This window comes from Ruegeria sp. AL2 (assembly GCF_056540845.1).
Genome location: NZ_JBQFXM010000001.1, coordinates 69,474 through 94,454 on the forward strand (window position 1 = coordinate 69,474; position 24,981 = coordinate 94,454).

Sequence of the window (24,981 nt, forward strand, 5' to 3'; positions counted from 1 at the left end):
AGGGGCGTTGCTGGAAGGTTCAGGATATGGCACAAGCCCGACATCTTTGGGAATGAGACGAGATATCCAATGACTGACTTCGCAGCCCGGCGCCGCACAATGGTTGATACACAGATCCGCCCCTCTGACGTCACCAAGTTCCCGATCATTGAGGCTATGCTGAGTGTTCCGCGGGAGAGCTTCGTACCCGATTCTCAACGTGAAGCGGCCTATGTGGACGGCCTGATTGATCTGGGTGGCGGGCGCAGCATGCTGGAGCCGCGGACCCTGGCTAAAATGCTGGACGTGCTGAACATATCCAAGGATGAGATGGTCCTCGATATCGCTCCGGCAATGGGATATTCCACGGCTGTCACCGCACGGATGGCTGAGTTGGTTGTGGGTGTTGAATGCGACGAAACCCTTGCAGCCGAGGCGCAAAACCTCTTGGCCGAAGCTGACGTGCACAACGCCATCATCCACGTTGGCGCGCTGGAACAGGGTGTGGCGGAACACGGCCCCTATGATGCGATCATGGTGCAGGGCGGTGTCGAGCAGGTGCCCGATGCCCTGTTGGATCAACTCAAGGACCACGGTCGGATCGTGTGTCTGTTTGTCAACGGCAACCTGGGTACCGTGCGGATCGGTCGAAAAACCGGTGGTCGCGTCAGTTGGCGTGATGTGTTCAATGCCAATGCGCCGGTTCTGGAAGGTTTTTCGGCAGAGTGTGCATTTTCGCTATAGTCCGCCGATAGATTTTTCTATCGCCTTGATTAGTTGAAAAGAAGGCCGCAAACTGCCTGTAGGGCAGTGTAATTTCGTTTGAGAGGATTTTGGTATGCGTGGTTCGGCGACAGGTAAGCTGGTCAGGGCGTTTGCTGTGACCGCAGGACTTGCCATGAGCGTGATGCCAGGGCGTGCAGCGTGGGCAGACAACATAACGGATGCGTTCATCGGCGCGTATAACACCAGTGGATTGCTTGAGCAGAACCGGGCGTTGCTGCGCGCGGCGGATGAAGATGTGGCCATTGCGCTTTCTGCGTTGCGGCCAATCATCAACTGGACCGTGCAGGTCAGCCAGGATTACACCCGTTCGCGGGTCAATAATGTCGTGACGACAAACGAGCCGTCGCGGTTCTTTTCGGGCCTGACGCTGAGCCAGCTTTTGTATGATGGCGGCGCGTCGGTGCTGGGCAAGCAGTCGGCGCAGGAAACGGTGCTATCGACCCGGCAAACCCTGATCGATATCGAACAACAGGTTCTTATCCGCGCAGCAAATGCCTATCTGGGCGTCCTGTTGCAGGAAGAGACCGTGGCGATCCGCCAGAACAACGTGGATGTGTCGGCAGAGGAACTTAGGGCATCGAATGACCGCTTCGAAGTGGGCGAAGTAACCCGGACGGACGTCGCATTGTCCGAAGCGCAGCTGGCAAGCTCTCAGGCGGATCTGGCTGTGGCACGCGGTGAATTGAGCATTGCCCAGGCCGAATACGTGAACGCGGTCGGAAAGGCACCGGGGCGAACGGCTGGCCAGCCGAGCCTGCCCAATCTGCCGCGTTCCGAAGCTGAAGCTGTGAACCTGGCGCAACGCAACCACCCGGCCATTCTGTCGGCACAGCATCAGGTCAGGGCGTTCGATCTGGTCGTGCAGCAACAGCGGGCCAACCTTGGGCCGAATGTCAGCCTGAATGCCGATGCAGGCGTGTCCGAGCGCTATGACAATAATGACTATGTGAACGACGCGACCGTGTCGCTGAACTTCAATCAACCCATCTACGCAGGTGGCCGGTTGGCGGCAAATGTGCGCCGCGCGATGGCCAGCCGCGATGCCTCGCGTGCGAATCTTCTGAACGTTCAAAAGAACATCACGCAGGGTGTGACCGACCGGTATGCGGCGTTTCAGGCGGCCAGCGCCAGTTTGAGGGCGTCAACCGAGCGCGTTAACGCCTCGCAGGTGGCATTTGATGGCATCCGGGAAGAGGCGACTCTGGGCGCGCGAACAACTCTGGATGTATTGAATGCACAGCAGGATTTGCTGGATGCACAGCTGGCGGAAGTTGCTTCGCGCACCGAACGGTCGCGGGCTGCCTATCAGTTGTTGCAGGCGCAGGGCCTTCTGACAGCCGAGCGTCTTGGGCTGGCGGTGCAAATCTATGATCCGACTTTGTATTACAACCTGGTCAAGAATGCACCTGGACAGGTCAGCAAGCAAAGCAAGGATCTGGATCGTGTTCTCAAAGCGTTGCGCCGGGACTGATCGCCAATACTATTTGTTGTGAGGCACGGATTGTTTGGCTACACTTGATCCAAGGATAGAGCGGTAGAGAACAATGTCTGATAATGTCGTGAAAGCAGGGATCGAAGACGTTCTGTCTTCGGTCAAACGTCTGGTCAGTGAAGACAGTCGTGATAAATCCGTCTCGGATCAAACGACTAAGGCACGCAAGCCGGGGCGGCTGGTGCTTACCGATGCTTTGCGGATCAGCACACCAGATCAGTTGGGAGTGATTCCCGCTAAAGCTGTATCCAAAGCCGAAGTTACAGATGCCGCCAAGCCGATGTTGCTGCGAACCTGTGACATCGTTCAGACGGGTCAACCCGCGAACGCCGACGAGGACAAGCCAGAAGCAGCCGAGACGAAACACGCCCCGTCGGATGATGCTGCAATCAGCCTGAGTGCAAAGATCGAAGCGTTGGAAGCGGCCATTGCACAAACAGAAGACCAGTGGGAACCGGACGGTGACAGCCAGGATGCATATTCGGGCACACCGTCACATGCGCTGCCATGGGATGTCGAAGAAGAATTTGCCGCTGCGATGTCGATTGATGCTGCTGGAGGCGATGAACCAGAGGCGGCTCAGCAGGACGAAGGTGCACCTTATCAGGCGGAATTCATCCGGTCGTCTCGGGCTGTTGTGTCTGATGCTGATGCCGAAGAACCTGATTCCGACGAAAACGTCAGGACGATCGACATGGACGAGGACGCTCTGCGCACCCTGATCGCAGAGGTTGTCCGCACCGAACTGCAAGGAACGATGGGCGAGCGAATTACAAGAAATGTGCGCAAGATGGTCAGACGAGAGATCGCCCGCGCTCTTGCGGCTCAGGATCTGGAGTAACGGTCAGCTGCGGTGCGGGGGCTGCGCGAGGCTGAGCAGCAGGTCAAGGTCCATGTGGCGCTCCAGATGATCGGCCAGATCGTCCAGCGCCTGCTCGACGCCATCTTCATAGGACAGGTCCGAGGTCACGCCTAACGCTGACAAATACCGCGCCCGGAATGCGTCGGACGAAAAGATACCGTGCAGATAGCTTCCCTTGATCCGCCCGTTTGCGCTGGCCGCGCCCTCGGGGCGGCCTTCGACCTCAAGCCATGCATTGGCGCAATCCGGCCCGTCTGTATGGCCCATGTGGATTTCGTATCCGGTGACCGGCTCGCGGTCCGGCAAGGCATGGGCCTTACGCAGGACAACTTGCTTTTGTCCTCCCATGACCGTGTCTACATCCAGAAACCCCAACCCTTCGACCTTACCCGGTCGACCGTCCACGCCATCGGGGTCGGAGATGGTCTTGCCCAGCATTTGAAAGCCGCCACAGAGACCCAGAACATGCCCGCCGCGCCGGACATGGCCAAACAGGTCGATGTCCCAGCCTTGTGCGCGGAAATAGGCCAGATCTCCGATGGTGGACTTGCTGCCCGGTAGCAAAATCAGATCGGCATCGCCCGGCAATGGGCGTCCGGCCGGAATGATCTCGACGCTCACTCCGGGTTCGGCAGACAAGGGGTCAAGGTCGTCGAAATTCGCCATCCGTTCAAGCTGTGGCACAACAACCTTGCATGTGCCGCCTGTGTGAGAGCGGATGTCCATCATATCTTCGGCCGGAAGCTTCCAGGCGTCGTGAAACCATGGCACAACTCCCAGACAAGGCCACCCTGTACGAGAGGCGATATCCTCGCGCCCTTCGTCAAAAAGGGACACATCCCCCTTGAACCGATTGACTGCGAAGCCCCGAATTCGCGCAAGATCACCCTCATCCAGAACCGCCTGAGTGCCAACGATCTGTGCGATCACACCGCCGCGGTGAATGTCGCCGACAAGTATAACAGGTATATTCGCAGCGCAGGCAAAGCCCATATTGGCGATGTCACCCTTGCGCAGGTTGGTTTCGGCCGGGCTGCCCGCACCTTCGATCAGAACCAGATCCGCATTGCTGCACAGTCGGTCAAAGCTTTCCAGTGCGGCGCTTAGCAGCCTGGATTTATCCTTGCGATAATCACCGGCTTTCATGGTGCCCGCACGCTGCCCCTGAACGATGATCTGTGCGCCGGTATCTGTTTCAGGTTTCAGCAATACAGGGTTCATATCCGTATGCGTCGCTCGCCTTGCCGCCCGTGCCTGAAGGGACTGTGCGCGACCGATTTCCCCACCGTTTTCCGTAACAGCAGCATTGTTCGACATGTTCTGCGGCTTGAAGGGCGCAACCCGAAGACCTCTCCGTGTAAAAGCTCGCGCAAGCCCCGCCACCAGAACGGATTTTCCGACATTGCTGCCGGTGCCTTGAATCATGATGGCGCGAACCATGGATTGTCTCCTACCTGTCAAAGCGCAGATGACCTGATTTGGGCGGGCAGGGGAAGCCCCGAACTCACCTTGACGCCCGGGATCGGGATTGTGGCGGTATACGCATAGAAAAACGCGCTCTGATGGCAGAGCGCGTTTTTTCTGAGTTGAAACAGCCTTGGATCAGGCAGCTTCAGCCTGCTGAGCGGCGTTGCGACGCTCGCTTTCTTCACGCGACAGCGCGACCGAGGTCCGCACGCCACGACCAACGAACTCCATCAGTCCGCTGACAACCCGTTCGTTCGGGTCGATTCCCGCGCAAGACAGCACTTCGCGTCCATCGCGCGAGCGCGCCCAACGGGCGATTTGTTCCGGACCATTGCCATATTTCTTGTCATCGGCAATGGCGTCATCGAGTGCGGCCAACACAACGGCCGCGAAAAGTTTGCGAGCACGATTGCCTTGTTCGTTGTTAAAGGCAGTGCCGTCAACGAAATCTCTCATCTCGTCTTCCTTGTTTTTCTTGCTCTTGCAATTTTCGGCGTGACGGTCCTTATGACCGATAAAGTGCGATTCGGATACAGCTAATATGCATAGTTGCGTTGCGTCACTTGCATATCTCGCTGCACCTGCAGCACTAGGTTTGGTTGTCTTGTCAGGTATGTTCCCGCCAGATATAGGAGGCGCAACTGACGCATCAACCGTTTGTGAAGGATTTATGTAATGCCCAAGATAAATGGGAACGAAATTCGCCCCGGCAATGTGCTTGAGCATAACGAAGGCCTTTGGGCCGCGGTCAAGGTTGACCATGTGAAGCCCGGCAAGGGCGGCGCTTTCGCGCAGGTCGAACTGCGCAACCTGCGCAATGGTTCAAAACTGAACGAACGGTTCCGCTCAGCTGACAAGGTTGAGCGTGTGCGCCTTGAGCAGAAGGATCAGCAGTTCCTGTATGAAACCGATGGCATGCTGGTCTTCATGGATGCCGAAACATACGAACAGATTGAATTGCCAGCGGATTTGCTGGGCGAGCGTCGTCCGTTCCTTCAAGATGGAATGACGATTGTTGTCGAATTCTACGAAAGTGAAGCGCTGAACGCGACGCTGCCGCAGAAAGTGACCTGCAAGATCGTCGAAACTGAGCCGGTCGTAAAAGGTCAGACCGCCGCGAACTCGTTCAAGCCTGCAATTCTGGACAATGGCGTGAAAGTCATGGTGCCGCCGTTCATCGGTCAGGATGAAATGATCATCGTGAACACCGAAACCATGGAATATTCCGAACGCGCGTGACGTTTCGTCGCTTTTAATATCAGACCGCGCAGAAAGCCGCTGCGCGGTCTTTTTTATGCACTGTTGCGGTACCGGTAATGCGCGGGGTCCGGGCCAAATAGTTCCAACATAAGTTCGTATTTGATGCGGTTGGCACTGACTTGTCTGTAAAAGGCGATCAGGAACGCGGTCGGGCCCTGTATCCGGCCAAGCCCGCTGGTCGCGGCCACCACTGTGCCGACATCGGTCTTGCCGTGCAGCACCAGATAACCGCCCAACATCAGAATACCGACGGTTCCGGCGCCATTGATCACGCTCAACAGGAACTTGGCCGAAAGCTTCCAGAGAAACATGCGCCGTCGTGTGTCATAGATGTTGTCGAACAGGGCATTGATATCCCGCTCGACGGCATCGATATCCTCGGTGGTCAGCCTATCAGTGGCGCTGCGCAAAAGGCGGACGCGTTCGGCGACGAACGTGTTCACTTTGCGTTGCGACACCAGAACGATAATGATCTGCGGAACAATCATGGAAAACGCGATAAGGCCAAGGCCTGGCTGCGTTGAGGATATGTACCCGATCACGCTGATCAGCGTTCCGACCTGAACCACCGGGTCCGAGAATGCGCCCCCGGCAAACTTGCCCAGCTCCTCAGCCTCGGCCGAGATGGCGGTCGTCATGGTGCCCTTGCGCAGGTTTTCACCCGTTTCCTTAAGGTCGGTCGCGCGCCAGAGCAAGCGTTGCCGGATCAGCCGGATCATGTCTTCGCCCAATATCCCTGCGCGAAAACCCAGAACCCATTTCAGGGCGAGGCTCAGCAGGATGACAATCATCATGCCGATGCCCAGCAGAACCAGCTTTTCGACGTGAAGATCATTGGACGTAAGGTGGTTGACGATATCGCGCTGAAATTCAAGCGGAACAGCGGCAAGCGCCGCAATGGCAATGGATAACAGGATGAGGATAATCTGCCGCCCGGCGCTGGCGCGCCAAATCGCGGAATAAAGCTGAAACATGCGGGTATCCGTGTTGCCCCTGTGCCGACACATTGGCAGGGCTGGGTAACGGGTTCAAACTTTATGAAACATACGGCGGATAAGGCCGTGCCGATTTGGCAACAAGTTACGCTTGGTCCGTCAGGCGAACCACGACGTCTTCGGCCAGCATGTCAGCACCCGCACGGTCAAAGCGCAGATAAGCGATCCCTTGTCCGCCTGATTGCGTGAACAAGGTGCCGACGGGTTTGCCGTTTGCGGTAATCTCAGTCCCCGCCGGAACCGATCCTTCGACAAAGACTCGCCGCAAGCCTTTGCGCAACTCGGTCTTGTGCTTCATGCGTGCGGTCACTTCCTGACCGACATAGCAACCTTTTTTGAAATCCACACCATTCAGCGTCTCGAACCCGGATTCAAGGATATAGCTGTCTGGCGTCAGTTCAGCGCCCGCCTCGGGGATGCAGTGTCGAACACGCAGCGCGTCCCAGTCGGTTCCGTCATCGCCTTCTGGGGCTGTCGAGTAATCGCGCCAACCCATATCCGGATGACGGGGGTCGGGCAGGGCAGTGTCCGGTGCTGGCCCAGTGCCGCGTTGCAGATGTAGATCCGTGCCTTCGATCACCACATCCGCACGGAGTTTGTACATGCTCAGGCGCCTGATCAGGTCATCTGCAAGTGGCTCGGCCACGTCCAGCAGCACGCCACCGTCATCGCGTTTCAGAAAGAAATCGGCCAGATACTTGCCCTGTGGAGTAAGCAACGCCGTATAAACAAGCCCATTGCCCAGCCCCTGAACGTCATTGGTGACGAGGTCCTGCAAAAAGTCTTCGGTGTCCGAGCCGGTCAGGCGCAGGATGCGGCGGGTGAGCATGGCTTGGTCCTCGTCATTGCCTTTGGCCTCGTGATATAGGAAGTCCCGCAGCCAAGACCAGAGGTTATCGGACGTGCCCGCACCCCTCACTGTAGTGATTCCAACCTTGAATGCCGCCGGTTCCTTGCCTGCGTGCCTTGAGGCCCTGATGGAAGGGGTGCATTCCGGGCTGATCCGGGACCTGATCGTCAGCGATGCAGGCTCAACTGACCAGACGTTGAGAATAGCAGAAGATGTTGGCGCGCATGTCATTAGAGGTGAGCCATCGCGCGGCGGTCAATTGCGCCGGGGGTGCGCGCATGCTGATGGAGACTGGCTTCTGATCCTTCATGCAGACACCGTGTTGCAAGAGGGATGGGCCAAGAGCGTAAGCGCCCATCTGCCATCCAACGCACCAGCGGCGTTTCGGTTGGCTTTTCGCGCGCGTGGGCTTGCGCCAGCCTGGGTGGCCGGATGGGCCAATTTGCGCAGCAGGCTGTTCGGTTTACCGTACGGAGATCAGGGGTTGCTGGTTCCGCGTGATGTCTATCTGGCGGCTGGCGGGTATCCGGACCAACCCTTGATGGAAGATGTGGCGCTGGTGCGCGTTTTGCCACGGATCGCAATACTCGAGTCGCGTGCCTTTACGAGCGCGGAGCGCTACGAACAGGAAGGTTGGTTTCGGCGGGGCACGCGGAACTTGTGGACACTTCTGCGCTATTTTCTGGGGGTTGATCCACAGGTGTTGGCGCGGGGCTATCGGCGTTGAGCTTCGTGCGCAATTCGACCAAAGATTTTCCCAATCGAAAGGGGGCCGCAAAGCTAACAAGACAAAGCGCCACGATTTGCAGCACCAGAATATGGGCGTTGGCCTGCAGGTATTCCCATTCGTTTTTCAACTTGCCGACCTGCTCGATCAGGTCGTCATAGCTTTGTGCCAGGATCTGATAATCTCCGGCAATCGCGGGCACCTTACGGCGCATGTTGTCGATGGCTACCTGAGTTTTGTCGTCCAGGGACGTGAATACGAGGAACTGGTCGATATCGAAAGCATCGGCTTTGGCCGTCATATCCCGTAGCTCGTCCATATCATCCTTGGCCTGACTTCCGAACAGGAAGTGCAGGCCCTGCAGGGGGGCTACTTCGTTGGTAACGGCGATGAACAGGGGCAATTCCGAGTTGCTGGCAGTTGAAGCCGACAGAAATTCAACCTTGTCGCACAGCACTGCCGTGTCAGGATCGTAAGCAGGGTCGCAGAAACGCAGACGAAACCGTGCGGCATCCCTGTCGAACGCCAATGTTGCCGCGTAGGCCACATCAATCTGACGATCCAGTCGCGAGCTGTCCGACGTATAAAGCCCTGCCAGAACAGCCACCAATGCGCCGATGCCACCCAGCACGACCCAGACCAGATCGGCCAGTTTCCATGCCCTGTGACCCGCGGGTTTGCGGAACAAAAAGGCGGTGCCGATCGATCCTGACAGAAAAAACAGGATAAGCAGGGGCAATTGGTTGTCTGTCACAAAACTCATGTGCCCGATCTTAGAACCTGATGCGCGTCCTGCAACCGGGATCACGTGCAGTTGTAACTTCTTACCGGGCACAAAGGCGCAGGACGAGACCGGAAACGGCTTGCGGACACATTCCCAACGGTGGCGGTATTTTGACCACTGGAATCCGGCTTGACAAAAATCCCGGTTTTGGCAGACACCACGCCCAAGTGAATAGGGCCCAAGACCCTTGTTGCGCGTATTCTGCGGGAAAGGTCGGGCATGACCCTGTTCGTCACTCTGATTATTCTGTCGGCGGCGTTGCTGCATGCCGTATGGAACGCCATCGTGAAAACGGCGACGGACCGCACCACGATGCTGGGTCTGGTCGCGTTGGGTCAGGTCTTGCCAGCGGCGGTAATGGTGATGGTCCTGCCCCTGCCGAACACGCAGAGCTTTGTCTATATCCTGCTCTCGACCGTCGTGCATTTCGGCTATTACTTCATGCTGAGCAAGGCCTACCAGCATGGCGACCTGAGTGTGGTTTACCCGATTGCACGCGGGATTGTTCCGGCACTGGTCTCGCTTTGGGCGATGGTGCTGGTGGGCGAAGTTCTGCCCTGGCAGGCCTGGGGCGGGATCGCCCTGATCGCGGTTGGCATTCAGCTGAGCAGCTGGGCCGCGCTGCGTTCGGGCGTCGGGCGCAGCGCGCTGGGATTTGCGCTGGGCACCGGGTTCTGCATTTCGATCTATTCGGTTGTTGACGGGGTCGGGGTGCGGCTGTCCGGCAATACGCTCAGCTATTGGGCGTGGGGGGCCTTTCTGCACCTGTTCATTGCAGGGTTTATCGGGGTCAGGAAACGCGCCACCCTGAAAGACCTGCCCGTCAGAATATGGATGACGGGCCTTTTGGGCGGGCTGGTTTCGATGACGGCGTATGGTCTGGTGCTTTACGCCAAGAACTTTGCGCCGCTGGGGGCGGTTTCGGCCCTGCGGGAAACCTCGGTTATCTTTGCGGCGCTTATCGGGTTCATTTTCCTGAAGGAAGGCAATTGGATGCGACGCCTGGGTGCCGCTGTCCTTATGGCCATTGGCGTCGCGCTGATCGGCACGGCGGTCTGATCCGGTCCCCGAGCCATAGCGAGACGCGTTATCCGGCTGCGCCTTCTGACTGAAGCGCCCGGAAATACCGGATCGTTGCGTCCAACCCTTCCTTCAGCTGCACCGTAGGCTCCCAGTTCAGCAGGGTCCGCGCCAGCGTGATATCGGGCTGACGTTGTTTTGGGTCGTCCTCAGGTAACTCCTTGAAACTTATAGGGGTTTCCGCGCCAACAAGCGCCTGCACTTCGCTGGCCAGCTCGTTCATCGAGAATTCGTTGGGATTGCCCAGATTGACCGGGCCGGTGACCTCCTTGCCGGTATCCATCAGGCGGATGAAGCCTTCGATCAGATCATCCACGTAACAGAATGACCGGGTCTGCGTGCCGTCGCCAAAGATCGTGATCGCCTCGCCGGTCAGGGCCTGCATGATGAAATTCGACACAACGCGTCCGTCGGCGGGGTGCATTCGGGGCCCGTAAGTGTTGAAGATGCGGGCGACCTTGATCTCCAACCCCATCTGACGGTGGTAATCAAAGAACAACGTCTCAGCACACCGCTTGCCCTCGTCATAGCACGAGCGCGGACCAACCGGGTTGACGTTGCCCCAATAGTCTTCGGTCTGCGGATGGATCGTCGGGTCGCCGTACACCTCAGACGTTGAGGCCTGAAAGATCTTGCATTTCAGACGTTTCGCCAGACCCAGCATGTTGATCGCGCCATGCACGCTGGTCTTGGTCGTCTGCACCGGATCGTGCTGGTAATGCACGGGCGAGGCGGGGCAGGCGAGGTTATAAATCTCGTCCACTTCCACGAACAGCGGGAAGGTCACATCGTGGCGCATGAACTCGAACCGCGGGTTGCTGTGCAGATGGTCGATATTGCGCTTGGTGCCGGTGAACAGGTTGTCGACGCACAAAACCTCATGCCCCTGATCCAGAAGCCGGTCGCACAGATGCGAGCCTAAAAACCCGGCCCCACCGGTTACGAGAACACGTTTTCGACTGTCATAAAGGCGGGCCATTGCAAATCCTTAATCATTAAATCCAAGCCATCTTGTCACGGGGAAGCCGGCTCTTGATCTGATTAGTAAACCGAAGGGATTTGAATTGCAGCAGATTTTGGTTTTTTGAGGGCGCGTGTGGTGAGGGTGTGTCTTCTGCTCCGTCAATGCTTGATGCGAGGCAGGTTGAACGCGCACCTCTCGGACTTAGTTCGAAGACCAAGTTAAGAGCAATGAAGTTGAAGTACACTAAATTGGTAGTTTTTCTGTATGCATCTTGAGCCATAAGATGAGCTGATCACGATCAGAACAAGCAAAAACAGAAGGCGCGTGTCGCTCATTGATTAACGCGAGAAACCTGCCATTTCGTTCCTGTATAATCACAGGTTCTCCATGAATATCGATGGTTTCGCCACCCATTTGCCCATGTATTATTTGTCCTGATTGCGCAACTGGCAAACTAAACCCACCTGTAGTGTAGAGCCACGGGCCATCTATCCGCGTATAGCTGTCTGCTTCAGCTTGCAATCTTGGTGCAACTCTACCTTGTGAGGGGTCGTTAAACGAAACTATGTTAACAATACATCCTGCATCGCTTAGCGCTTCAACTAATGGAATGAAATCTCCGTCAGCACCATATAGTGTGCACGTTTTCATTGTCGAAGTGAAAGCTAACCTTGTGGCATCTATCGCCAACTTTACATCCACCCCTTCTTGTTTCTTGGATCTTCCTTTTTGGGTAAGTACGCCAAGCTTAAGAACAAAACCTCGCTGCGCTTGTATCTCTTTCAACCAATCAGGTAGTTTCTCCGGATCTTCTGTCGCGGAGTAAAAGTAGACCCTGTCATGAGATAATAGCTGGAAAAGTTTCACAAAGCTAAACTTTGGAATCTGTTCGCAGGCTGCGTCAAACTCTGTCAACTTCTTCTCAAAGCTTTTTTGCATATTGTCAGCATCGACAAATGCAAAATGTGGCAGACGGTGTTGATCAATTTCCAACGTTGGAGTGGGAATTTTTTTCAATTGCAAAATCAAACATCCAACTCCTCCACAAACCGCGCGTTCTCCTGAATATATTGGAACCGCAGTTCGGGTTTTTTGCCCATCAGACGCTCGACCAGATCGCCGGTTTCGCCGGGTTCATCCTCGTCAATGGTGACCCGGATCAATTTCCGGGATTTGGGGTCCATCGTGGTCTCTTTCAGGTCCTTGGCGTCCATTTCGCCCAGACCCTTAAAGCGGGACACGTCGATCTTGCCTTTGCCGCCCAGACCTTTCTTCAGCCATTCGTCGCGCTCGGCCTCGTCCAGACAATAGACGCGTTTGGCGCCCTGGGTCAGGCGATAGAGGGGCGGGCAGGCCAGATACAGGTGGCCCGCGTCAATCATCGGGCGCATCTGGGTGAAGAAGAACGTCATTAGCAGCGCGGCGATATGCGCCCCGTCCACATCCGCGTCGGTCATGATGATGACCTTGTCATAGCGCAGGTCGTCGACGTTGAACTTGGTGCCAAGTCCGACACCCAGCGCCTGCGTCAGATCGCTGATCTCGGCATTGGTGCCCAGTTTCGAGCTGGCCGCGCCCAGCACGTTCAGGATCTTGCCGCGCAGGGGCAACAGGGCTTGCGTTTTGCGGTCGCGGCCCATCTTGGCCGAGCCGCCCGCAGAATCGCCCTCGACGATGAATAATTCCGTGCCGTCGCGTGTTGAACTGGAACAGTCCACCAGCTTGCCGGGAAGACGAAGTTTCTTAGTGGCGGACTTGCGTTGTGTTTCCTTCTCGGCCCGACGGCGCAGGCGTTCCTCAGACCGCAGGATGAGGAAGTCGAGGATCGCGCCGGCGGATTTCGTACCAGCCGCCAGCCAATTGTCGAAATGGTCGCGGACCGCGTTTTCGACCAGCCGCTGCGCCTCGACCGTAGCCAGACGGTCTTTGGTCTGGCCCACGAATTCCGGCTCAGAGATAAAGCACGACACCAGCGCGCAGCCACCCGTCAGCAGGTCGTCGCGGGTGATCTGCGCGGCTTTCTTGTTGTTGATCAACTCGCCATAGGCCTTGATCCCCTTAAGGATCGCAGCCCAGAAACCGGCCACATGGGTTCCACCTTCGGGGGTGGGAACGGTGTTACAATAGGACTGGATGAACCCGTCACGCGACGGTGTCCAGTTGATGGCCCATTCGACCTTGCCGGGGGTACCGAATTTCTCGTTGAAATCGACGGTGCCCGCAAAGGGTTGCTCGGCATAGGTGGACGAGCCGTTCATTGTCTCTTTCAGGTAATCCGACAGGCCGCCGGGAAAGTGGAACGAGGCCTCAAGCGGGGTTTCGCCGTCATCGATGGCGGTTTTCCAGCGGATTTCGACGCCCGAGAAAAGATAAGCCTTGGAGCGGATGGATTTGAACAGCCGCGCGGGCTTGAACTTGTGATGGCCAAAGATGTCCGGGTCGGCGTGGAAGGTCACCGTTGTACCGCGCCGGTTCGGGGCCGCGCCAACCTTTTCGACCGGGCCAAGCGGGATACCGCGCGAGAAACGTTGTTCATAGAGAGTTTTGTCCCGCGCCACCTGCACGACCATCGAATCAGACAGCGCGTTCACCACCGACGCACCGACCCCGTGCAAGCCGCCCGAGGTCTGATAGGCCTTGCCCGAGAACTTGCCACCCGCGTGCAGGGTGCACAGGATCACCTCCAACGCGGACTTGCCCGGAAATTTCGGATGCGGGTCGATCGGGATACCGCGCCCGTTGTCACGGACGGTCAGGGCGTAGTCGGAATGCAGCTCGACCTCGATCCGGTTGGCATAGCTTGCCACAGCCTCGTCCATCGAGTTGTCAAGGATCTCGGCCAACATATGGTGCAGCGCACGCTCATCCGTGCCGCCAATATACATGCCGGGGCGTTTGCGAACCGGTTCCAGCCCTTCGAGCACCTCGATCGAGGAGGCGTCATAGGTAGAGGTGGCGCTGGGCGTCAACAGATCTTCAGGCATGGGTGCTGCTCTTGTTTTTGGGTTTCCGCCATTATGGCAGGTGATGTGGTCCGGGGGAAGAGGGACGCGAGGTGTTGTGGATTTTCTGTCAAGCCGCTTGCAATCTGTGCAGATAATCAGTCCTTTGATCCCGGTAAAGCGGAGGTGATTAAATGAGCTGGATCAGAACCGTTCCGTTCGAAGAAGCGACTGGAAAGTTGAAGAAACTCTACGAACGCGTGACCGGGCCGAACAATAACGTAGACAACATCATGATGGCACACAGCCTTCGCCCGCATTCGATGGAAGGCCATATGGCCATGTACAAGGCGGTGCTGCATCATTCGGGCAACAAGATACCGAAGTGGTTTCTGGAAGTGCTGGGGGTTTGGGTCAGCTCGCTGAACCGGTGCGGGTATTGCGTCGAGCATCACTTTGCAGGTCTTCAGCGCTTGCTGGGTGATACGGTGCGTGGCAACGCGATCAGGGCAGCAATTGAGGCGCGCGATCCCTTGGCTGCACCGCTGGATGCGGCGCAAATGGCTGCGATGGATTATGCCCGCAAGCTGACTGAAGCGCCGGGCGATCTGGTCGAGGCGGACTTCGCCGCCCTGCGCGACGCAGGTTGGGATGATGGAGAAATCCTCGAGATCAATCAGGTCTGCTCCTATTTTTCATATGCAAACCGGACGGTTCTGGGGCTTGGGTGCTCAACCGATGGTGATGAGTTGGGCTTGTCGCCGAACAACTCTGACAACCCTGACGACTGGGGGCACCGGTAAGGTGCTGAAGATGTCGTTGGCGCTGCGACAAAGGCCGCCCGGCTGGCCGTTGCACACGGGCGAGGCCTGATTACGTCAGGCCAGTCCATTCCAGAATGGCCTGCGCCACGGCCCTCGGGTTTTGATGATGCAACCAATGATCGGTCCCGGGGATCGTGACACGGGTGAGGTGGGTGGCAAACGCCTCCAGCCCCTCAGTGGCTTCTGGTAAAAGGGCTTTGTCATCCGGCCCCCAAAGCAACAGGTGCGGACACCTGACACGCAACCGGTCGAGCGGCAGGTCGGGCAGGTCTGTCGCGGGGACACCGGGTTTGGCGACAACGAGCGGAGAAGCTCGGTACCAGTTCAGCATCGCCTGTAGCCGACCGGGACGGGCCCATTCAGTGCGGTAGTCGGCCATGCGAGCTTCGGTCAACCAGTCCAGCCCCATACCATGGCGAAAGAACTGTTCCAGCATCGCAAAGTTGTTTTCGGACAGTTTTTGCGCGGCATCAGGTGCTCGTAGCAGATTGATATATTGCGAGGCTATGGATTGTGCGCCACCCGAGGCCATGGCGCGTTGAAACGGCACCGGGTGCACGCCGTTTGCAATGATTAGCCGATCTACGAGTTCCGGTCGGAACATGGCGACGCCGTAAGCTACCGATGCGCCCCAGTCGTGACCCAGCAGCGCAACAGGTGCACCGCAGGGTTCTATCAGCGCCGCTATGTCCGTGACCAGTTGCGACAGGGTATAGTTCTGCACCCCTTCGGGACACCAGCTTTGGCCATAACCGCGTTGGTCCGGAGCAATACAATAAAAGCGTTCTGCCAGATGAGGCGCAAGACCAGCCCAGGCGCCGCTGTATTCGGGGAAACCATGCAGCATCACTAACGGTGGCGCGGCTTTGTCGCCCCATGTCCTGACGTGGAAAGAATAGCCGTTCAGCTTGAAAAAAGACGTTTGCATTGGAACAAGTGATCCGCGCTGGAAACTATGGGTTTTTGAGGCATCTATTTGATACCAATCAAAGCGCATTTCCGAGCTTTCTGCTAGCCACCGTTCGGGACAGTAGAAAAGGACAGGATGTATGGACGCCATTGCCACGACCAACGCAGAACCCACCCAGATCAAGACCACGCTCGCCAAAGACACCGACCCCTCAGCGCCCAGCCCCGAGAAAATCCGGCAGGCATTTGAAAGTGGGAAATACCCCTATGGCCGCAAAATGGCCCGGTCGGTGTATGAGACGCAAAAAGCCAATCTGCAGGCCGAGCTTTTGAAGGTTCAGCTGTGGGCGCAGGAAACGGGGCAGCGGTTTGTGTTGTTGTTCGAAGGGCGCGATGCCGCAGGCAAAGGGGGTACGATCAAGCGGTTCATGGAGCACCTGAACCCGCGTCAGGCACGTGTCGTTGCATTGAACAAACCCACCTGGGAAGAGAAAGGCCAGTGGTACTACCAGCGCTACATTCAGGAGATGCCGACCGTAGGCGAAATGGTGTTCTATGACCGGTCCTGGTACAACCGTGCGGGTGTGGAACGGGTCATGGGGTTCTGCACGCCCAACGAATATCTTGAGTTCATGCGGCAAACGCCCGAGTTGGAACGGATGCTGGTGCGCTCGGGCATTCAGCTATACAAATACTGGTTCTCGGTTACACAGCAAGAGCAGCAGCGCCGTTTCAAAAGCCGCGAAACCGACCCCCTGAAGCAATGGAAACTGTCACCGATCGACAAGGCGAGCCTCAGCAAGTGGGATGACTATACCGAGGCGAAAGAGGCCATGTTCTTTTACACGGATACGGCTGATGCACCCTGGACGATTATCAAGTCGAATGACAAGAAACGCGCGCGCCTGAACTGTATGCGTCACTTCCTGTCCTCGCTGGATTACCCTGGCAAGGATCACGATATCGTGTGCGAGCCTGATCCGCTGATCGTAGGGCAGGCGCATCACGTTATTCACCGATCCGAGCATATTCTGGGCACCGCGTTGCATCCCGACGCCCGCTGAGCATCAAAATGCCCGGCCACAGGGAAAGGTCGGGCACCAAAGTCTCAATCTGAAATATTGCCGATCCGCTCTTGTCCCGCGCCAAAGCCGCGCATATGGCTGGAGCGATGACAAAGGTGATGACATACCCGGCCCATTTTCGGGCTATTGCCGTTCTTGGCCTGCCACTGGTTGGCGGTCATCTGGCGCAATACGCGATCGGTTTGACCGACACCATCATGCTGGGTTGGTACGGGGTCGAGGCGCTGGCGGCCGTTACCTTGGCCAACAGTTATTATTTCGTGTTGTTTTTGTTTGGAGCGGGATTTGGCTGGGCAGTCATGCCCATGGTGGCCACAGCAGCGGCGGAAGGGGACGAAACCAGCATTCGCCGCTCGACCCGGATGGGTCTGTGGTTGTCGTTGCTGTATGCCGTAGTTGTCATGCCCTTGCTGTGGTGGTCCTATCCGATCCTGATCGCCATGAAGCAGGAACCGCAAGTCGCTGCAACCGCAGCCGAATATCTGAGAGTCGCCGGTTGGGGATTGTTTCCGGCCCTCATTGTGATGGTGTTGAAAAGCTATCTTGCGGCATTGGAGCGAACGCAGATCGTTTTGTGGATCACAATTGCGGCGGCGGCTGTGAACGGGCTGACCAATTATGCGTTGATTTTCGGCAACTGGGGCGCCCCCGAACTGGGCGTGACAGGGGCGGCAATCGCCTCGATTACGACACAAGTTGTTTCGCTGATTGCGGTCGTTATCTACGTGGTCCGGACGTTGCCGGAGCACAGCCTCTTCCAACGGTTCTGGCGACCGGATTGGGAAATGTTTGCCAGCGTATGGAAGCTGGGTGTGCCCATCGGCTTGACCACATTGGCCGAAGTTTCACTGTTCGCGACTTCTGCGGTGATGATGGGCTGGCTGGGTCAGGTCCCGCTGGCTGCGCATGGGATCGCCTTGAACCTGGCTTCGGCCACCTTCATGGTTCACCTGGGCTTATCAAATGCAGCGACCATCCGGGCTGGCAATGCGCTGGGTCGTCGGGATAGGGCGCATTTGGAAAAGGGCGCAATCTCCGTGACTGGTATGTCGCTGGTCATGTCGGTGGCAACCATCATCCTGTTCCTGACTTGTGCCGAGCCTTTGATTTCCCTGTTCATGGAAGCAGATGATCCGCAGCGGGGACAAATCCTGACCATCGGAACCGGTTTGCTTGCCATGGCGGCGTTGTTTCAGCTGGTCGATGGCGCGCAGGTGATTGCGCTGGGCCTGTTGCGCGGTTTGCAGGATGCCAAGATTCCAATGGTCATGGCGGCGCTCAGCTATTGGGTCGTGGGAATTCCGGCGTCGTATTATTTCGGCTTTGTACGTCATATGGACGGCATCGGTGTTTGGCTGGGGCTGGTGCTTGGTCTCGCCTTCGCGGCCGTGCTTCTCATGACCCGGTTCTGGATGTATTCGGTACAGCAGATACAGATATCAGCCGAGCCCGCTTAGTCTTTGTCCAGACGATCTGCCTTTTTCCGGACCAATACCGTACGCAGGTCGTGCATGGCCATCAATAACCTGTCGGTCACATCCTCCAGCTGCGTGTCGCTGGCCTTGGACTGAGCCCATTGCGTGGTCAGATTCAGATAGTCGACCGCGCGATGAATGTCGTCGATGTCGCGCTGGGCCAGCAGGGCCCGGCGCTCTTCCATCCATTGGGCAATCTCGGCCTGATCCCGGTCTGACAGCGTCCGCTGCCCGTGCGGCTTGACCTCACCATTGCGGATATTGATGACGGCAATCTGATCCATTTCGATCCGACGCTGACGGTTTTCAGTATCGATCCGAAACACCGCAGCACCGTTTTCACGTATGCGAAAGTAATACTCAGGCAGTTCGGCGGACATGGTCACCTCAGAGAAGCACAAAAACGCTGGATGCGGCTGCAAGCTTCGGTCAGTGCCGCGTCGGACGTAGCATAGCTGACGCGGAAATTCGGCGACAGGCCAAAGGCGGCACCAAACACAACGGCCACGTCGGCTTCTTCCAGCAGGGCGGTTGCAAAGGCTTCATCGTCTACAAGGACCGTCCCTGCCGGCGTCGTTTTCCCGATCAATCCGGCGATAGACGGATAGACATAGAAGGCCCCTTCAGGCGTTGGGCAGGTGACGCCGTCGATCTCGTTCAGCATCCGAACCACCAGATCGCGTCGGCGCCTGAATGTCTCGTTATTCGGGGCCAGAAAATCCTGGGTTCCGTTCAGGGCCTCAACAGCAGCCCATTGGCTGACCGAACAGGGGTTCGACGTTGATTGCGACTGGATCTTGCGCATGGCCGCGATGATCTCGACCGGGCCGGCGGCATAACCGATGCGCCAACCTGTCATGGCATAGGCTTTTGAAACCCCGTTGCAGGTGAGGGTCCGGTCAAATAGACCGGGTTCAACTTCGGCCGGGGTGCAGAACTCGAACCCGTCATAGGCCAGATGTTCGTACATGTCGTCCGACATGATCCAGACATGCGGATGACGCATCAGTACATCGGTCAGCGCCTTCAGTTCATCCCGACTATACCCTGCACCCGTCGGGTTCGAGGGCGAGTTAAAGATGAACCATTTTGTTTTGGGCGTGATGGCGGCTTCCAGTTGTTCTGCGGTCAGTTTGAAGCTGTTTTCCAGCGTCGTTTCGACCACAACAGGGGTGCCCCCCGCCAAAAGCACCATATCGGGGTAGCTGACCCAGTACGGCGCAGGGATGATTACCTCGTCACCGTCATTCATCGTCGCCATCAGGGCATTATACAGCGTTTGCTTGCCACCGGTCCCGACCGAGATCTGGGCCGGCGAATAGTCCAGCCCATGATCGCGTTTCATCTTGGCACATGCCGCTTGTTTCAGTTCGGGGATGCCGTCCGGCGCGGTGTATTTGGTTTTGCCTGCTGCGATGGCCGCAACAGCGGCGTCTTTGATGTTCTGGGGCGTGTCAAAATCCGGCTCACCAGCGCTCAGGCCGATGACATCACGCCCGGCGGCCTTCAGCTCGGCTGCCTTGGCTGTCATAGCGATGGTGGGTGAAGGTTTGACGCGTGACAGTGTCGCAGACAGAAAACTCATGCTCGGCCTCGGTTTGTATGTTCAGCCCGACTGTCATAGGGTGCGTCAGAGTGACGATCAAGCCGTATAGATAAAGTGAATTGGAGACCCGAATGAATGATGAAAACGACTGGTATGGTCCGGATTCTGCGACATTCGGAGACCGTCTGGCCGGTGCACGCGAAGCCGCGGGAATGACACAGGCGCAACTGGCACGGCGTCTTGGGGTCAAGAAGGCGACAATTTCAGATTGGGAAAACGATCTGTCCGAACCCCGGGCCAACAGGCTGTCGATGATGGCGGGCATGGTCAATGTCTCGATCATGTGGTTGTTGACCGGCGAGGGCGACGGCATGGATGCACCTGTGGGTGAGGGCGAAGGTGGAACGGAACTGTCCTCGGCCGTGGCCGAACTGCGCGCCATCCGCGCTGAGATGCGCGCATGTTCCGAACGCGCAGCCCGCCTGGAAAAGAAAATGCGTCAGATGCTGGAGCAGAAGAATTGAGCGAGCCCCGGGATGTGCGCATCAAGCGCATGCAAATGCGGTCGATGCGACGCGGCATCAAAGAGATGGACATTATCCTGTCAGCCTATGCTGGGCGCAATCTGGCCGACATGGATGCCGACGGTCTGGATATCTATGATGCGCTGTTGCACGAAAACGATCAGGACCTTTACCAATGGGTTACAGGGCAGGTGCAGCCTCCGGCGCGATTTGCCAGCCTGGTTGCAGACATAGCGCAAACCTTTCAGAAATAAGGCAAAGTTCCGCTTAACCGATTTTTCGGATTTTCGGTTCATCGTGTGTCAAACAGCGCGACTGAATTGGAGGGTCGGATGAGTATGGAAATGCAGGTCTCCACACCAGAGACTAAGGGCTTCATAACCAGCTATCTTGAGGCGCTGGCCCTGGTGGAGCGTCTGCACCGGTTGTTGCTGGATGTCATCAAGGACGAGTTTGAGCGCGTCGGCGTATTGGAAATCAATGCGGTTCAGGCGTTATTGCTGTTCAATATCGGTGATCACGAAGTTACGGCAGGCGAACTGAAAAGCCGTGGGTACTACCAGGGCAGCAATGTCAGCTATAACCTCAGAAACTGGTTGAGATGGGCTATATGCACCACCAAAGATGCGAGATTGATCGCCGTTCAGTTCGCGTACGCCTGACGCCGCAGGGCAGAGAAATCCGCAATATCGTGTCCAAGCTGTTTGCACGTCACGCCGAAGGCCTGCAAGGCAGGGGGGTGCTTGGGCTTGAAGGCATTGAGGATATCACAAGTTCGCTGCGTCGCGTTGAACGGTACTGGACGGATCAGATACGGTATATCTATTGATCAGTGGCGGGCGTCAGACAGAACAAGGCTGTCCAGCTCACGAAGGAGTTTGCGGGTCATGGTCTCTTCATATGCCTCAAAGCCCAGCGCCACTTCTACGAACGCGTTTGGCCCCAAAATGACCCAGGCCGAATAATAGGCTGAAAGTTCACCGACCTGAACATATCTCCGATCACCTTCTTTCGGATCGTCGGCACCGATCACCAGCCCGTTAATTGTGATCCCATCATGTCGCAAACTGGCTTTCACATCCCGTGGATGTGGTCCGAGATTATGTTTGCCATCGCCGGACAGATCCAGCGTACGGCGCCAGCATCCCCTTTGCTGATCAAGCAGGGAAGAGCCAAATAACATGGCCGACCCTAACGCCGTTCCTTGCGGCGCTGCGCTGCGCGAGGTTCGCATTAAACGATCACTGATTGCGATCAGGTCGGCGGGGGACCGTACTTCTTTCCACTTCAGCAGCATCCGTTCATGTCCCCGCTCGCTCCATTCGAAAATCGCCAGACGCAAGGAGGTTGCGCCGTCCGACAACATCAGCTGGCCAACTTCAGGGCGGCTTAGGGCCGACGCCAGCCCGTCCAGTTGCAGTCTGTATTCCCGGCTGTCGACCGAACCCGACACATCCAGACCTAGCGCAAGGGCCTGGCGGCATTCGCCAAAGGCAGGTCCTGATAACAGGCAAGCCAGAAAGACAATCACGCGACGTATCATGGGCCTTCAATCCGCAATGCACCGATCTGCAAGCCGCTCAGTTCCCGTTTCAGTTTCTTTCGCATGGCGCGCTCGAAATCTTCAAACCCGGTGGCAATTTCCAAAAAGGCGCCGGGCCCGTGCAGGACGCTATTTTCGAAGAAAGGGATCAGGAAAAGCTCTCCCTCGAAATCGGCTGCGTTGATCACAAGCCCATTCACGACAGTGTTTTGAAAGGGAAAGTGCCGATAGGCGATCTGCGGCCCATAGCCATCGTTGTTCGTGCCGTCGCCGGACAGGTCAATAGTTTGAAACAAGCATTGCGGCGCTTGCTCCATAAGGGTTGCACCGTATGCCAACGCATAGCCCATAGCTGTTGCTGATCCGCTGTCAGATCGGGCGGATTGGCTGACCTGGCTGGATGCGAACAGCAGATCACCAACATCATCGATCATTGTCCAGTTCAGGACGACATTTTGGGTTGAGCGGCCACTCCACTCATATACCGCCAGGGCAACCGGCATAGGTGAAGAAAAGAAGGCCTCTTGCACTTCGGGTGCAATCAATGCGGCGGCTAACCCCTGCCGCTGTAACACATCTTCGGCCTCATCGACTGAAACGGAAATATCCATCGCCAAGGCCAGCGCCAAGCGGCATTGCTCGGCCTTGACAGGGCTGGCCTGAACGACCAGCCCAAACGCTATCAGCCAACGGATCACCAGTGACCACTGCTCTCCATGCTGGCCCAGGGTTCGGCTGGTTCCAGTGCTTCGCCATTCTGCAAAAGCTCAACCGAGATATTGTCGGGCGATCGAACAAAAGCCATGCGACCATCCCTTGGCGGGCGATTGATCGTAACACCGTTGTTCTGAAGATGTTGGCAAACCTCGTAGATATTGTCGACACCGTAGGCCAGATGGCCGAAGTGACGGCTGTCGGCGGGCAACTCGTCATCACCGTCCCAATTGTACGTCAGCTCGATCGGGGCGTCTTCCTGTCCGGGAGGGGCCATGAAGATCAGAGAAAATCGCCCGGCTTCACTGTCATACCGACGTGTTTCTTTCAGACCCAGAAGCTCGTAAAATGCCATGGATTTTTCAAGATCCTTCACGCGGACCATGGTGTGAAGATATTTCAACGCCATTTCGGCCATCCTTTTTCGACTCACATTGCCAAGAGCTTAGCGCTCCTCCTCGACGTGTCGATAGAGCCCTCGGCAGCAATTTGTTTTTTGCGTCCGCTGCGGCATATATCGCGGTTCCTGTGCCGGGATCGGCGATATATAGTGGCAGGCGACTCATTGCCAGAAAGGAAGATTCGATGCCGCTGTCCCCTGATCAACAGGCCGAGATCGACGCGCAACGCGCGCAATCGCATCCCACGCGTCGAGTTGTCTCGGCGGGAATGGAAGATCACCTGTACACAGCGCATCAGGTTCTGGATCATGGCTTTGTCCGCGTGATCGACTATATGGGGGACGATGCCGCCATCTGTCAGGCTGCGCGCGTTTCATACGGCACAGGCACCAAATCCGTTCAGAATGACGAGGGGCTGATCAGGTATCTGATGCGGCACTGGCATTCGACGCCATTCGAAATGTGCGAAGTCAAATTGCACGTGAAATTGCCTGTGTTCGTGGCGCGGCAGTGGATCCGGCACCGGACCGCCAATGTGAATGAATACTCGGCACGGTATTCAATTCTGGATCGCGAGTTCTATATCCCCGCCCCTGAACATGTGGCAGCACAGTCCGAAGTGAACAATCAGGGCCGTGGGGCAACGTTGGAAGGTGAAGAGGCCGCGCGCGTATTGGAAACCCTCAAGGCGGACAGCACGCGGTGCTATGACAACTACGAGTCCATGATCAGCCAGGACGGGCAACAGGGGCTTGCCCGTGAACTGGCCCGCATGAACCTACCCGCAAACGTTTATACGCAGTGGTATTGGAAGGTGGACCTGCATAATCTGTTCCACTTCCTGCGCCTGCGTGCCGACCCACATGCTCAGTATGAAATCCGCGTTTATGCCGAGGCGATGTGCAAGATCGTCGCTGATTGGGTGCCCTTTGCATATAAGGCGTTCGAGGATTATCGGCTGGGTGCGGTAAACCTGTCTGCCCAGATGGTCGAAAGCCTGCAACGAATGCTGGCAGGAGAGGCGGTCACGCAGGAAAACTCGGGGATGACGGCGCGTGAATGGCGTGAGTTCGAGGCGATCATTCGCAGATAGAACCGACAAGCTGCATAGCTTTTGTCTATACGTGTCGTCATGGAATTGTTACATTGGTTCCGTGGCCCGCTTTTTGAACCTTGCTCTGTTATGTCTGGTTTTTGGTTTTGCCCTACCTGTGCGAGCCAAATCCCCATAGCTGAGGTTCTGTGCGAACTGACGCCCCGGCTGCACCAGAAACTGGAAAGTCAGTTCGTCGCGTGGCATCAGGTGTTCGCGGGCCGGAACAGGTTATGGAAGTCTGGGCAAGTCAGCGCGGGGACTGGACAATGGTTGTCACCTACCCAACAGGCACAACCTGCATCGTGGCTATGGGCGAAAACTAGAACACTCACGCCGACGCCAAGCCCGCGCGAGGGTAATGGAACGAAACCGGTGGGGGATGGATAACGGCCGGAAATTGGCCGTCATCCTTAATGATCTACCGCGTGTTTAGCGGGAAGTCGTTACAGTGGTTTCAAATCAGCTGCCATTTGGCGGCCGTCGCGTCCGTCCTGCAACTCGTACGAAACTTTTTGGTTGTCTGCGAGTCCGGTGAGGCCGGACCGTTCTACGGCCGAGATATGTACAAACACATCTTTGCCCCCTTCGTCAGGGGCAATAAATCCATAGCCTTTGGTGGTATTGAACCATTTCACGGTGCCGGTTGGCATGTCCCGTGTCTCCTTCTACTTACGCA

26 protein-coding genes and 1 pseudogene are annotated in these 24,981 nt (G+C 56.9%); 13 read left to right on the forward strand and 14 right to left on the reverse strand.

The features are described from left to right. Positions 1-69 precede the first annotated feature (69 nt). The 3 genes from ACR0ID_RS00335 (at position 70) to ACR0ID_RS00345 (ending at position 3,098) form a co-directional block, all read left to right on the forward strand. Positions 70-723: a protein-L-isoaspartate O-methyltransferase family protein gene (locus tag ACR0ID_RS00335; RefSeq protein ID WP_480603117.1), complete on the forward strand. Its 654-nt coding sequence runs from the start codon at positions 70-72 to the stop codon at positions 721-723. A gap of 94 nt (positions 724-817) precedes the next feature. After that, positions 818-2,236 carry a TolC family outer membrane protein gene (locus tag ACR0ID_RS00340; RefSeq protein ID WP_480603119.1) on the forward strand — a complete coding sequence of 473 codons (1,419 nt, stop codon included), beginning with the start codon at positions 818-820 and terminating at the stop codon, positions 2,234-2,236. A gap of 73 nt (positions 2,237-2,309) precedes the next feature. Continuing rightward, positions 2,310-3,098 carry a hypothetical protein gene (locus tag ACR0ID_RS00345; protein ID WP_480603121.1) on the forward strand — a complete coding sequence of 263 codons (789 nt, stop codon included), beginning with the start codon at positions 2,310-2,312 and terminating at the stop codon, positions 3,096-3,098. Positions 3,099-3,101: 3 nt separating this feature from the next. Here the strand turns inward: ACR0ID_RS00345 and ACR0ID_RS00350 are convergent, their stop codons facing one another. Together ACR0ID_RS00350 and ACR0ID_RS00355 are read right to left on the reverse strand one after the other, a co-directional pair. After that, on the reverse strand, positions 3,102-4,559 hold the full coding sequence (locus ACR0ID_RS00350; RefSeq protein WP_480603123.1) for a cobyric acid synthase: 1,458 nt from the start codon (positions 4,557-4,559) through the stop codon (positions 3,102-3,104). Positions 4,560-4,721: 162 nt separating this feature from the next. After that, positions 4,722-5,042 (reverse strand): DUF6280 family protein, encoded by a 321-nt coding sequence (locus ACR0ID_RS00355; protein WP_037310273.1) that lies wholly within the window; start codon positions 5,040-5,042, stop codon positions 4,722-4,724. Positions 5,043-5,261: 219 nt separating this feature from the next. Between ACR0ID_RS00355 and efp the strand changes: the two genes are divergently transcribed. Beyond that, on the forward strand, positions 5,262-5,825 hold the full coding sequence (gene efp / locus ACR0ID_RS00360) for an elongation factor P (RefSeq protein ID WP_480473482.1): 564 nt from the start codon (positions 5,262-5,264) through the stop codon (positions 5,823-5,825). 53 nt (positions 5,826-5,878) lie between these two features. Here efp and ACR0ID_RS00365 read toward each other — a convergent pair whose 3' ends face one another. Beyond that, positions 5,879-6,820 carry an ABC transporter transmembrane domain-containing protein gene (locus ACR0ID_RS00365; protein WP_480603126.1) on the reverse strand — a complete coding sequence of 314 codons (942 nt, stop codon included), beginning with the start codon at positions 6,818-6,820 and terminating at the stop codon, positions 5,879-5,881. Between the two features lie 106 nt (positions 6,821-6,926). Further along, positions 6,927-7,670 carry a CAF17-like 4Fe-4S cluster assembly/insertion protein YgfZ gene (gene ygfZ, locus ACR0ID_RS00370; protein WP_480603127.1) on the reverse strand — a complete coding sequence of 248 codons (744 nt, stop codon included), beginning with the start codon at positions 7,668-7,670 and terminating at the stop codon, positions 6,927-6,929. A 73-nt stretch (positions 7,671-7,743) separates the two neighbouring features. Here ygfZ and ACR0ID_RS00375 point away from each other — a divergent pair, with 73 nt between their 5' ends. Both ACR0ID_RS00375 and ACR0ID_RS00380 read left to right on the forward strand, forming a co-directional pair. Beyond that, entirely contained in the window at positions 7,744-8,418 is a 675-nt protein-coding gene (locus ACR0ID_RS00375; protein WP_480603129.1) for a TIGR04283 family arsenosugar biosynthesis glycosyltransferase, read from the forward strand. A 1,003-nt stretch (positions 8,419-9,421) separates the two neighbouring features. Next, on the forward strand, positions 9,422-10,261 hold the full coding sequence (locus ACR0ID_RS00380; protein ID WP_480517606.1) for an EamA family transporter: 840 nt from the start codon (positions 9,422-9,424) through the stop codon (positions 10,259-10,261). A gap of 28 nt (positions 10,262-10,289) precedes the next feature. Here the strand turns inward: ACR0ID_RS00380 and ACR0ID_RS00385 are convergent, their stop codons facing one another. The 3 genes from ACR0ID_RS00385 to parE form a co-directional block, all read right to left on the reverse strand. Then, positions 10,290-11,261, reverse strand: coding sequence for a UDP-glucuronic acid decarboxylase family protein (locus ACR0ID_RS00385; RefSeq protein WP_480492906.1), 972 nt, complete (start codon positions 11,259-11,261; stop codon positions 10,290-10,292). Positions 11,262-11,489: 228 nt separating this feature from the next. After that, a complete protein-coding gene (locus ACR0ID_RS00390) occupies positions 11,490-12,275 on the reverse strand; it encodes an NYN domain-containing protein (RefSeq protein WP_480603132.1) in 786 nt (261 codons plus the stop codon). Next, entirely contained in the window at positions 12,272-14,230 is a 1,959-nt protein-coding gene (gene parE / locus ACR0ID_RS00395; RefSeq protein ID WP_480603134.1) for a DNA topoisomerase IV subunit B, read from the reverse strand. The genes ACR0ID_RS00390 and parE overlap by 4 nt, the downstream gene beginning before the upstream one ends. A 152-nt stretch (positions 14,231-14,382) precedes the next feature. Here parE and ACR0ID_RS00400 point away from each other — a divergent pair, with 152 nt between their 5' ends. Further along, the gene (locus ACR0ID_RS00400) at positions 14,383-14,991 is read left to right on the forward strand and encodes a carboxymuconolactone decarboxylase family protein (RefSeq protein WP_480603135.1); all 609 of its coding nucleotides are present in this window, start codon (positions 14,383-14,385) and stop codon (positions 14,989-14,991) included. Between the two features lie 70 nt (positions 14,992-15,061). On the opposite strand, the gene ACR0ID_RS00405 is transcribed toward ACR0ID_RS00400, so the two are convergent. Beyond that, positions 15,062-15,940: an alpha/beta fold hydrolase gene (locus tag ACR0ID_RS00405; protein WP_480603137.1), complete on the reverse strand. Its 879-nt coding sequence runs from the start codon at positions 15,938-15,940 to the stop codon at positions 15,062-15,064. A 121-nt stretch (positions 15,941-16,061) separates the two neighbouring features. Between ACR0ID_RS00405 and ppk2 the strand changes: the two genes are divergently transcribed. Both ppk2 and ACR0ID_RS00415 read left to right on the forward strand, forming a co-directional pair. Beyond that, the gene (gene ppk2, locus ACR0ID_RS00410) at positions 16,062-16,985 is read left to right on the forward strand and encodes a polyphosphate kinase 2 (protein ID WP_480473473.1); all 924 of its coding nucleotides are present in this window, start codon (positions 16,062-16,064) and stop codon (positions 16,983-16,985) included. A gap of 107 nt (positions 16,986-17,092) precedes the next feature. Beyond that, a complete protein-coding gene (locus ACR0ID_RS00415) occupies positions 17,093-18,463 on the forward strand; it encodes an MATE family efflux transporter (RefSeq protein WP_480476787.1) in 1,371 nt (456 codons plus the stop codon). On the opposite strand, the gene ACR0ID_RS00420 is transcribed toward ACR0ID_RS00415, so the two are convergent. Together ACR0ID_RS00420 and ACR0ID_RS00425 are read right to left on the reverse strand one after the other, a co-directional pair. Beyond that, positions 18,460-18,861 carry a hypothetical protein gene (locus ACR0ID_RS00420; protein ID WP_480473472.1) on the reverse strand — a complete coding sequence of 134 codons (402 nt, stop codon included), beginning with the start codon at positions 18,859-18,861 and terminating at the stop codon, positions 18,460-18,462. The genes ACR0ID_RS00415 and ACR0ID_RS00420 overlap by 4 nt on opposite strands. A gap of 2 nt (positions 18,862-18,863) precedes the next feature. Further along, positions 18,864-20,066: a pyridoxal phosphate-dependent aminotransferase gene (locus tag ACR0ID_RS00425; protein WP_480473471.1), complete on the reverse strand. Its 1,203-nt coding sequence runs from the start codon at positions 20,064-20,066 to the stop codon at positions 18,864-18,866. A gap of 92 nt (positions 20,067-20,158) precedes the next feature. Between ACR0ID_RS00425 and ACR0ID_RS00430 the strand changes: the two genes are divergently transcribed. The 3 genes and pseudogenes from ACR0ID_RS00430 to ACR0ID_RS00440 all read left to right on the forward strand — a co-directional run bounded on the left by ACR0ID_RS00430 (position 20,159) and on the right by ACR0ID_RS00440 (position 21,380). Then, the gene (locus ACR0ID_RS00430; protein ID WP_480473470.1) at positions 20,159-20,551 is read left to right on the forward strand and encodes a helix-turn-helix domain-containing protein; all 393 of its coding nucleotides are present in this window, start codon (positions 20,159-20,161) and stop codon (positions 20,549-20,551) included. 29 nt (positions 20,552-20,580) lie between these two features. Beyond that, positions 20,581-20,805, forward strand: a complete 225-nt coding sequence (locus tag ACR0ID_RS00435; protein WP_480476785.1) for a succinate dehydrogenase assembly factor 2 — start codon at positions 20,581-20,583, stop codon at positions 20,803-20,805. Between the two features lie 78 nt (positions 20,806-20,883). Then, a pseudogene (locus ACR0ID_RS00440) lies at positions 20,884-21,380 on the forward strand (MarR family winged helix-turn-helix transcriptional regulator). On the opposite strand, the gene ACR0ID_RS00445 reads toward ACR0ID_RS00440, so the two are convergent. The 3 genes from ACR0ID_RS00445 to ACR0ID_RS00455 are packed head-to-tail and all read right to left on the reverse strand — an operon-like array spanning position 21,381 to position 23,217. Beyond that, positions 21,381-22,094 carry a DUF1194 domain-containing protein gene (locus ACR0ID_RS00445; RefSeq protein WP_480603140.1) on the reverse strand — a complete coding sequence of 238 codons (714 nt, stop codon included), beginning with the start codon at positions 22,092-22,094 and terminating at the stop codon, positions 21,381-21,383. Then, a complete protein-coding gene (locus ACR0ID_RS00450) occupies positions 22,091-22,792 on the reverse strand; it encodes a DUF1194 domain-containing protein (RefSeq protein ID WP_480603142.1) in 702 nt (233 codons plus the stop codon). Before ACR0ID_RS00450 ends, ACR0ID_RS00445 begins: the two co-directional genes overlap by 4 nt. Beyond that, positions 22,789-23,217 (reverse strand): VOC family protein, encoded by a 429-nt coding sequence (locus ACR0ID_RS00455; RefSeq protein WP_209503395.1) that lies wholly within the window; start codon positions 23,215-23,217, stop codon positions 22,789-22,791. Before ACR0ID_RS00455 ends, ACR0ID_RS00450 begins: the two co-directional genes overlap by 4 nt. 176 nt (positions 23,218-23,393) lie before the next feature. Here ACR0ID_RS00455 and thyX point away from each other — a divergent pair, with 176 nt between their 5' ends. Beyond that, positions 23,394-24,302 (forward strand): FAD-dependent thymidylate synthase, encoded by a 909-nt coding sequence (gene thyX, locus ACR0ID_RS00460; RefSeq protein ID WP_480473465.1) that lies wholly within the window; start codon positions 23,394-23,396, stop codon positions 24,300-24,302. 446 nt (positions 24,303-24,748) lie between these two features. Here thyX and ACR0ID_RS00465 read toward each other — a convergent pair whose 3' ends face one another. After that, a complete protein-coding gene (locus tag ACR0ID_RS00465; RefSeq protein ID WP_008758035.1) occupies positions 24,749-24,955 on the reverse strand; it encodes a cold-shock protein in 207 nt (68 codons plus the stop codon). Positions 24,956-24,981: the final 26 nt, after the last annotated feature.

Excerpts from the sequence above, each read along its gene's own strand:
- parE (WP_480603134.1), bottom strand. The coding sequence starts at position 14,230 with ATGCCTGAAGATCTGTTGACGCCCAGCGCCACCTCTACCTATGACGCC.
- ppk2 (WP_480473473.1), top strand. The coding sequence starts at position 16,062 with ATGGACGCCATTGCCACGACCAACGCAGAACCCACCCAGATCAAGACC.
- ACR0ID_RS00435 (WP_480476785.1), top strand. The coding sequence starts at position 20,581 with ATGCAAATGCGGTCGATGCGACGCGGCATCAAAGAGATGGACATTATC.
- ACR0ID_RS00425 (WP_480473471.1), bottom strand. The coding sequence starts at position 20,066 with ATGAGTTTTCTGTCTGCGACACTGTCACGCGTCAAACCTTCACCCACC.
- ACR0ID_RS00385 (WP_480492906.1), bottom strand. The coding sequence starts at position 11,261 with ATGGCCCGCCTTTATGACAGTCGAAAACGTGTTCTCGTAACCGGTGGG.
- ACR0ID_RS00465 (WP_008758035.1), bottom strand. The coding sequence starts at position 24,955 with ATGCCAACCGGCACCGTGAAATGGTTCAATACCACCAAAGGCTATGGA.
- ACR0ID_RS00445 (WP_480603140.1), bottom strand. The coding sequence starts at position 22,094 with ATGATACGTCGCGTGATTGTCTTTCTGGCTTGCCTGTTATCAGGACCT.
- ygfZ (WP_480603127.1), bottom strand. The coding sequence starts at position 7,670 with ATGCTCACCCGCCGCATCCTGCGCCTGACCGGCTCGGACACCGAAGAC.
- ACR0ID_RS00380 (WP_480517606.1), top strand. The coding sequence starts at position 9,422 with ATGACCCTGTTCGTCACTCTGATTATTCTGTCGGCGGCGTTGCTGCAT.
- ACR0ID_RS00420 (WP_480473472.1), bottom strand. The coding sequence starts at position 18,861 with ATGTCCGCCGAACTGCCTGAGTATTACTTTCGCATACGTGAAAACGGT.
- ACR0ID_RS00405 (WP_480603137.1), bottom strand. The coding sequence starts at position 15,940 with ATGCAAACGTCTTTTTTCAAGCTGAACGGCTATTCTTTCCACGTCAGG.
- efp (WP_480473482.1), top strand. The coding sequence starts at position 5,262 with ATGCCCAAGATAAATGGGAACGAAATTCGCCCCGGCAATGTGCTTGAG.
- thyX (WP_480473465.1), top strand. The coding sequence starts at position 23,394 with ATGCCGCTGTCCCCTGATCAACAGGCCGAGATCGACGCGCAACGCGCG.
- ACR0ID_RS00340 (WP_480603119.1), top strand. The coding sequence starts at position 818 with ATGCGTGGTTCGGCGACAGGTAAGCTGGTCAGGGCGTTTGCTGTGACC.
- ACR0ID_RS00455 (WP_209503395.1), bottom strand. The coding sequence starts at position 23,217 with ATGGCGTTGAAATATCTTCACACCATGGTCCGCGTGAAGGATCTTGAA.
- ACR0ID_RS00400 (WP_480603135.1), top strand. The coding sequence starts at position 14,383 with ATGAGCTGGATCAGAACCGTTCCGTTCGAAGAAGCGACTGGAAAGTTG.
- ACR0ID_RS00415 (WP_480476787.1), top strand. The coding sequence starts at position 17,093 with ATGACAAAGGTGATGACATACCCGGCCCATTTTCGGGCTATTGCCGTT.
- ACR0ID_RS00365 (WP_480603126.1), bottom strand. The coding sequence starts at position 6,820 with ATGTTTCAGCTTTATTCCGCGATTTGGCGCGCCAGCGCCGGGCGGCAG.
- ACR0ID_RS00430 (WP_480473470.1), top strand. The coding sequence starts at position 20,159 with ATGAATGATGAAAACGACTGGTATGGTCCGGATTCTGCGACATTCGGA.
- ACR0ID_RS00345 (WP_480603121.1), top strand. The coding sequence starts at position 2,310 with ATGTCTGATAATGTCGTGAAAGCAGGGATCGAAGACGTTCTGTCTTCG.
- ACR0ID_RS00355 (WP_037310273.1), bottom strand. The coding sequence starts at position 5,042 with ATGAGAGATTTCGTTGACGGCACTGCCTTTAACAACGAACAAGGCAAT.
- ACR0ID_RS00350 (WP_480603123.1), bottom strand. The coding sequence starts at position 4,559 with ATGGTTCGCGCCATCATGATTCAAGGCACCGGCAGCAATGTCGGAAAA.
- ACR0ID_RS00335 (WP_480603117.1), top strand. The coding sequence starts at position 70 with ATGACTGACTTCGCAGCCCGGCGCCGCACAATGGTTGATACACAGATC.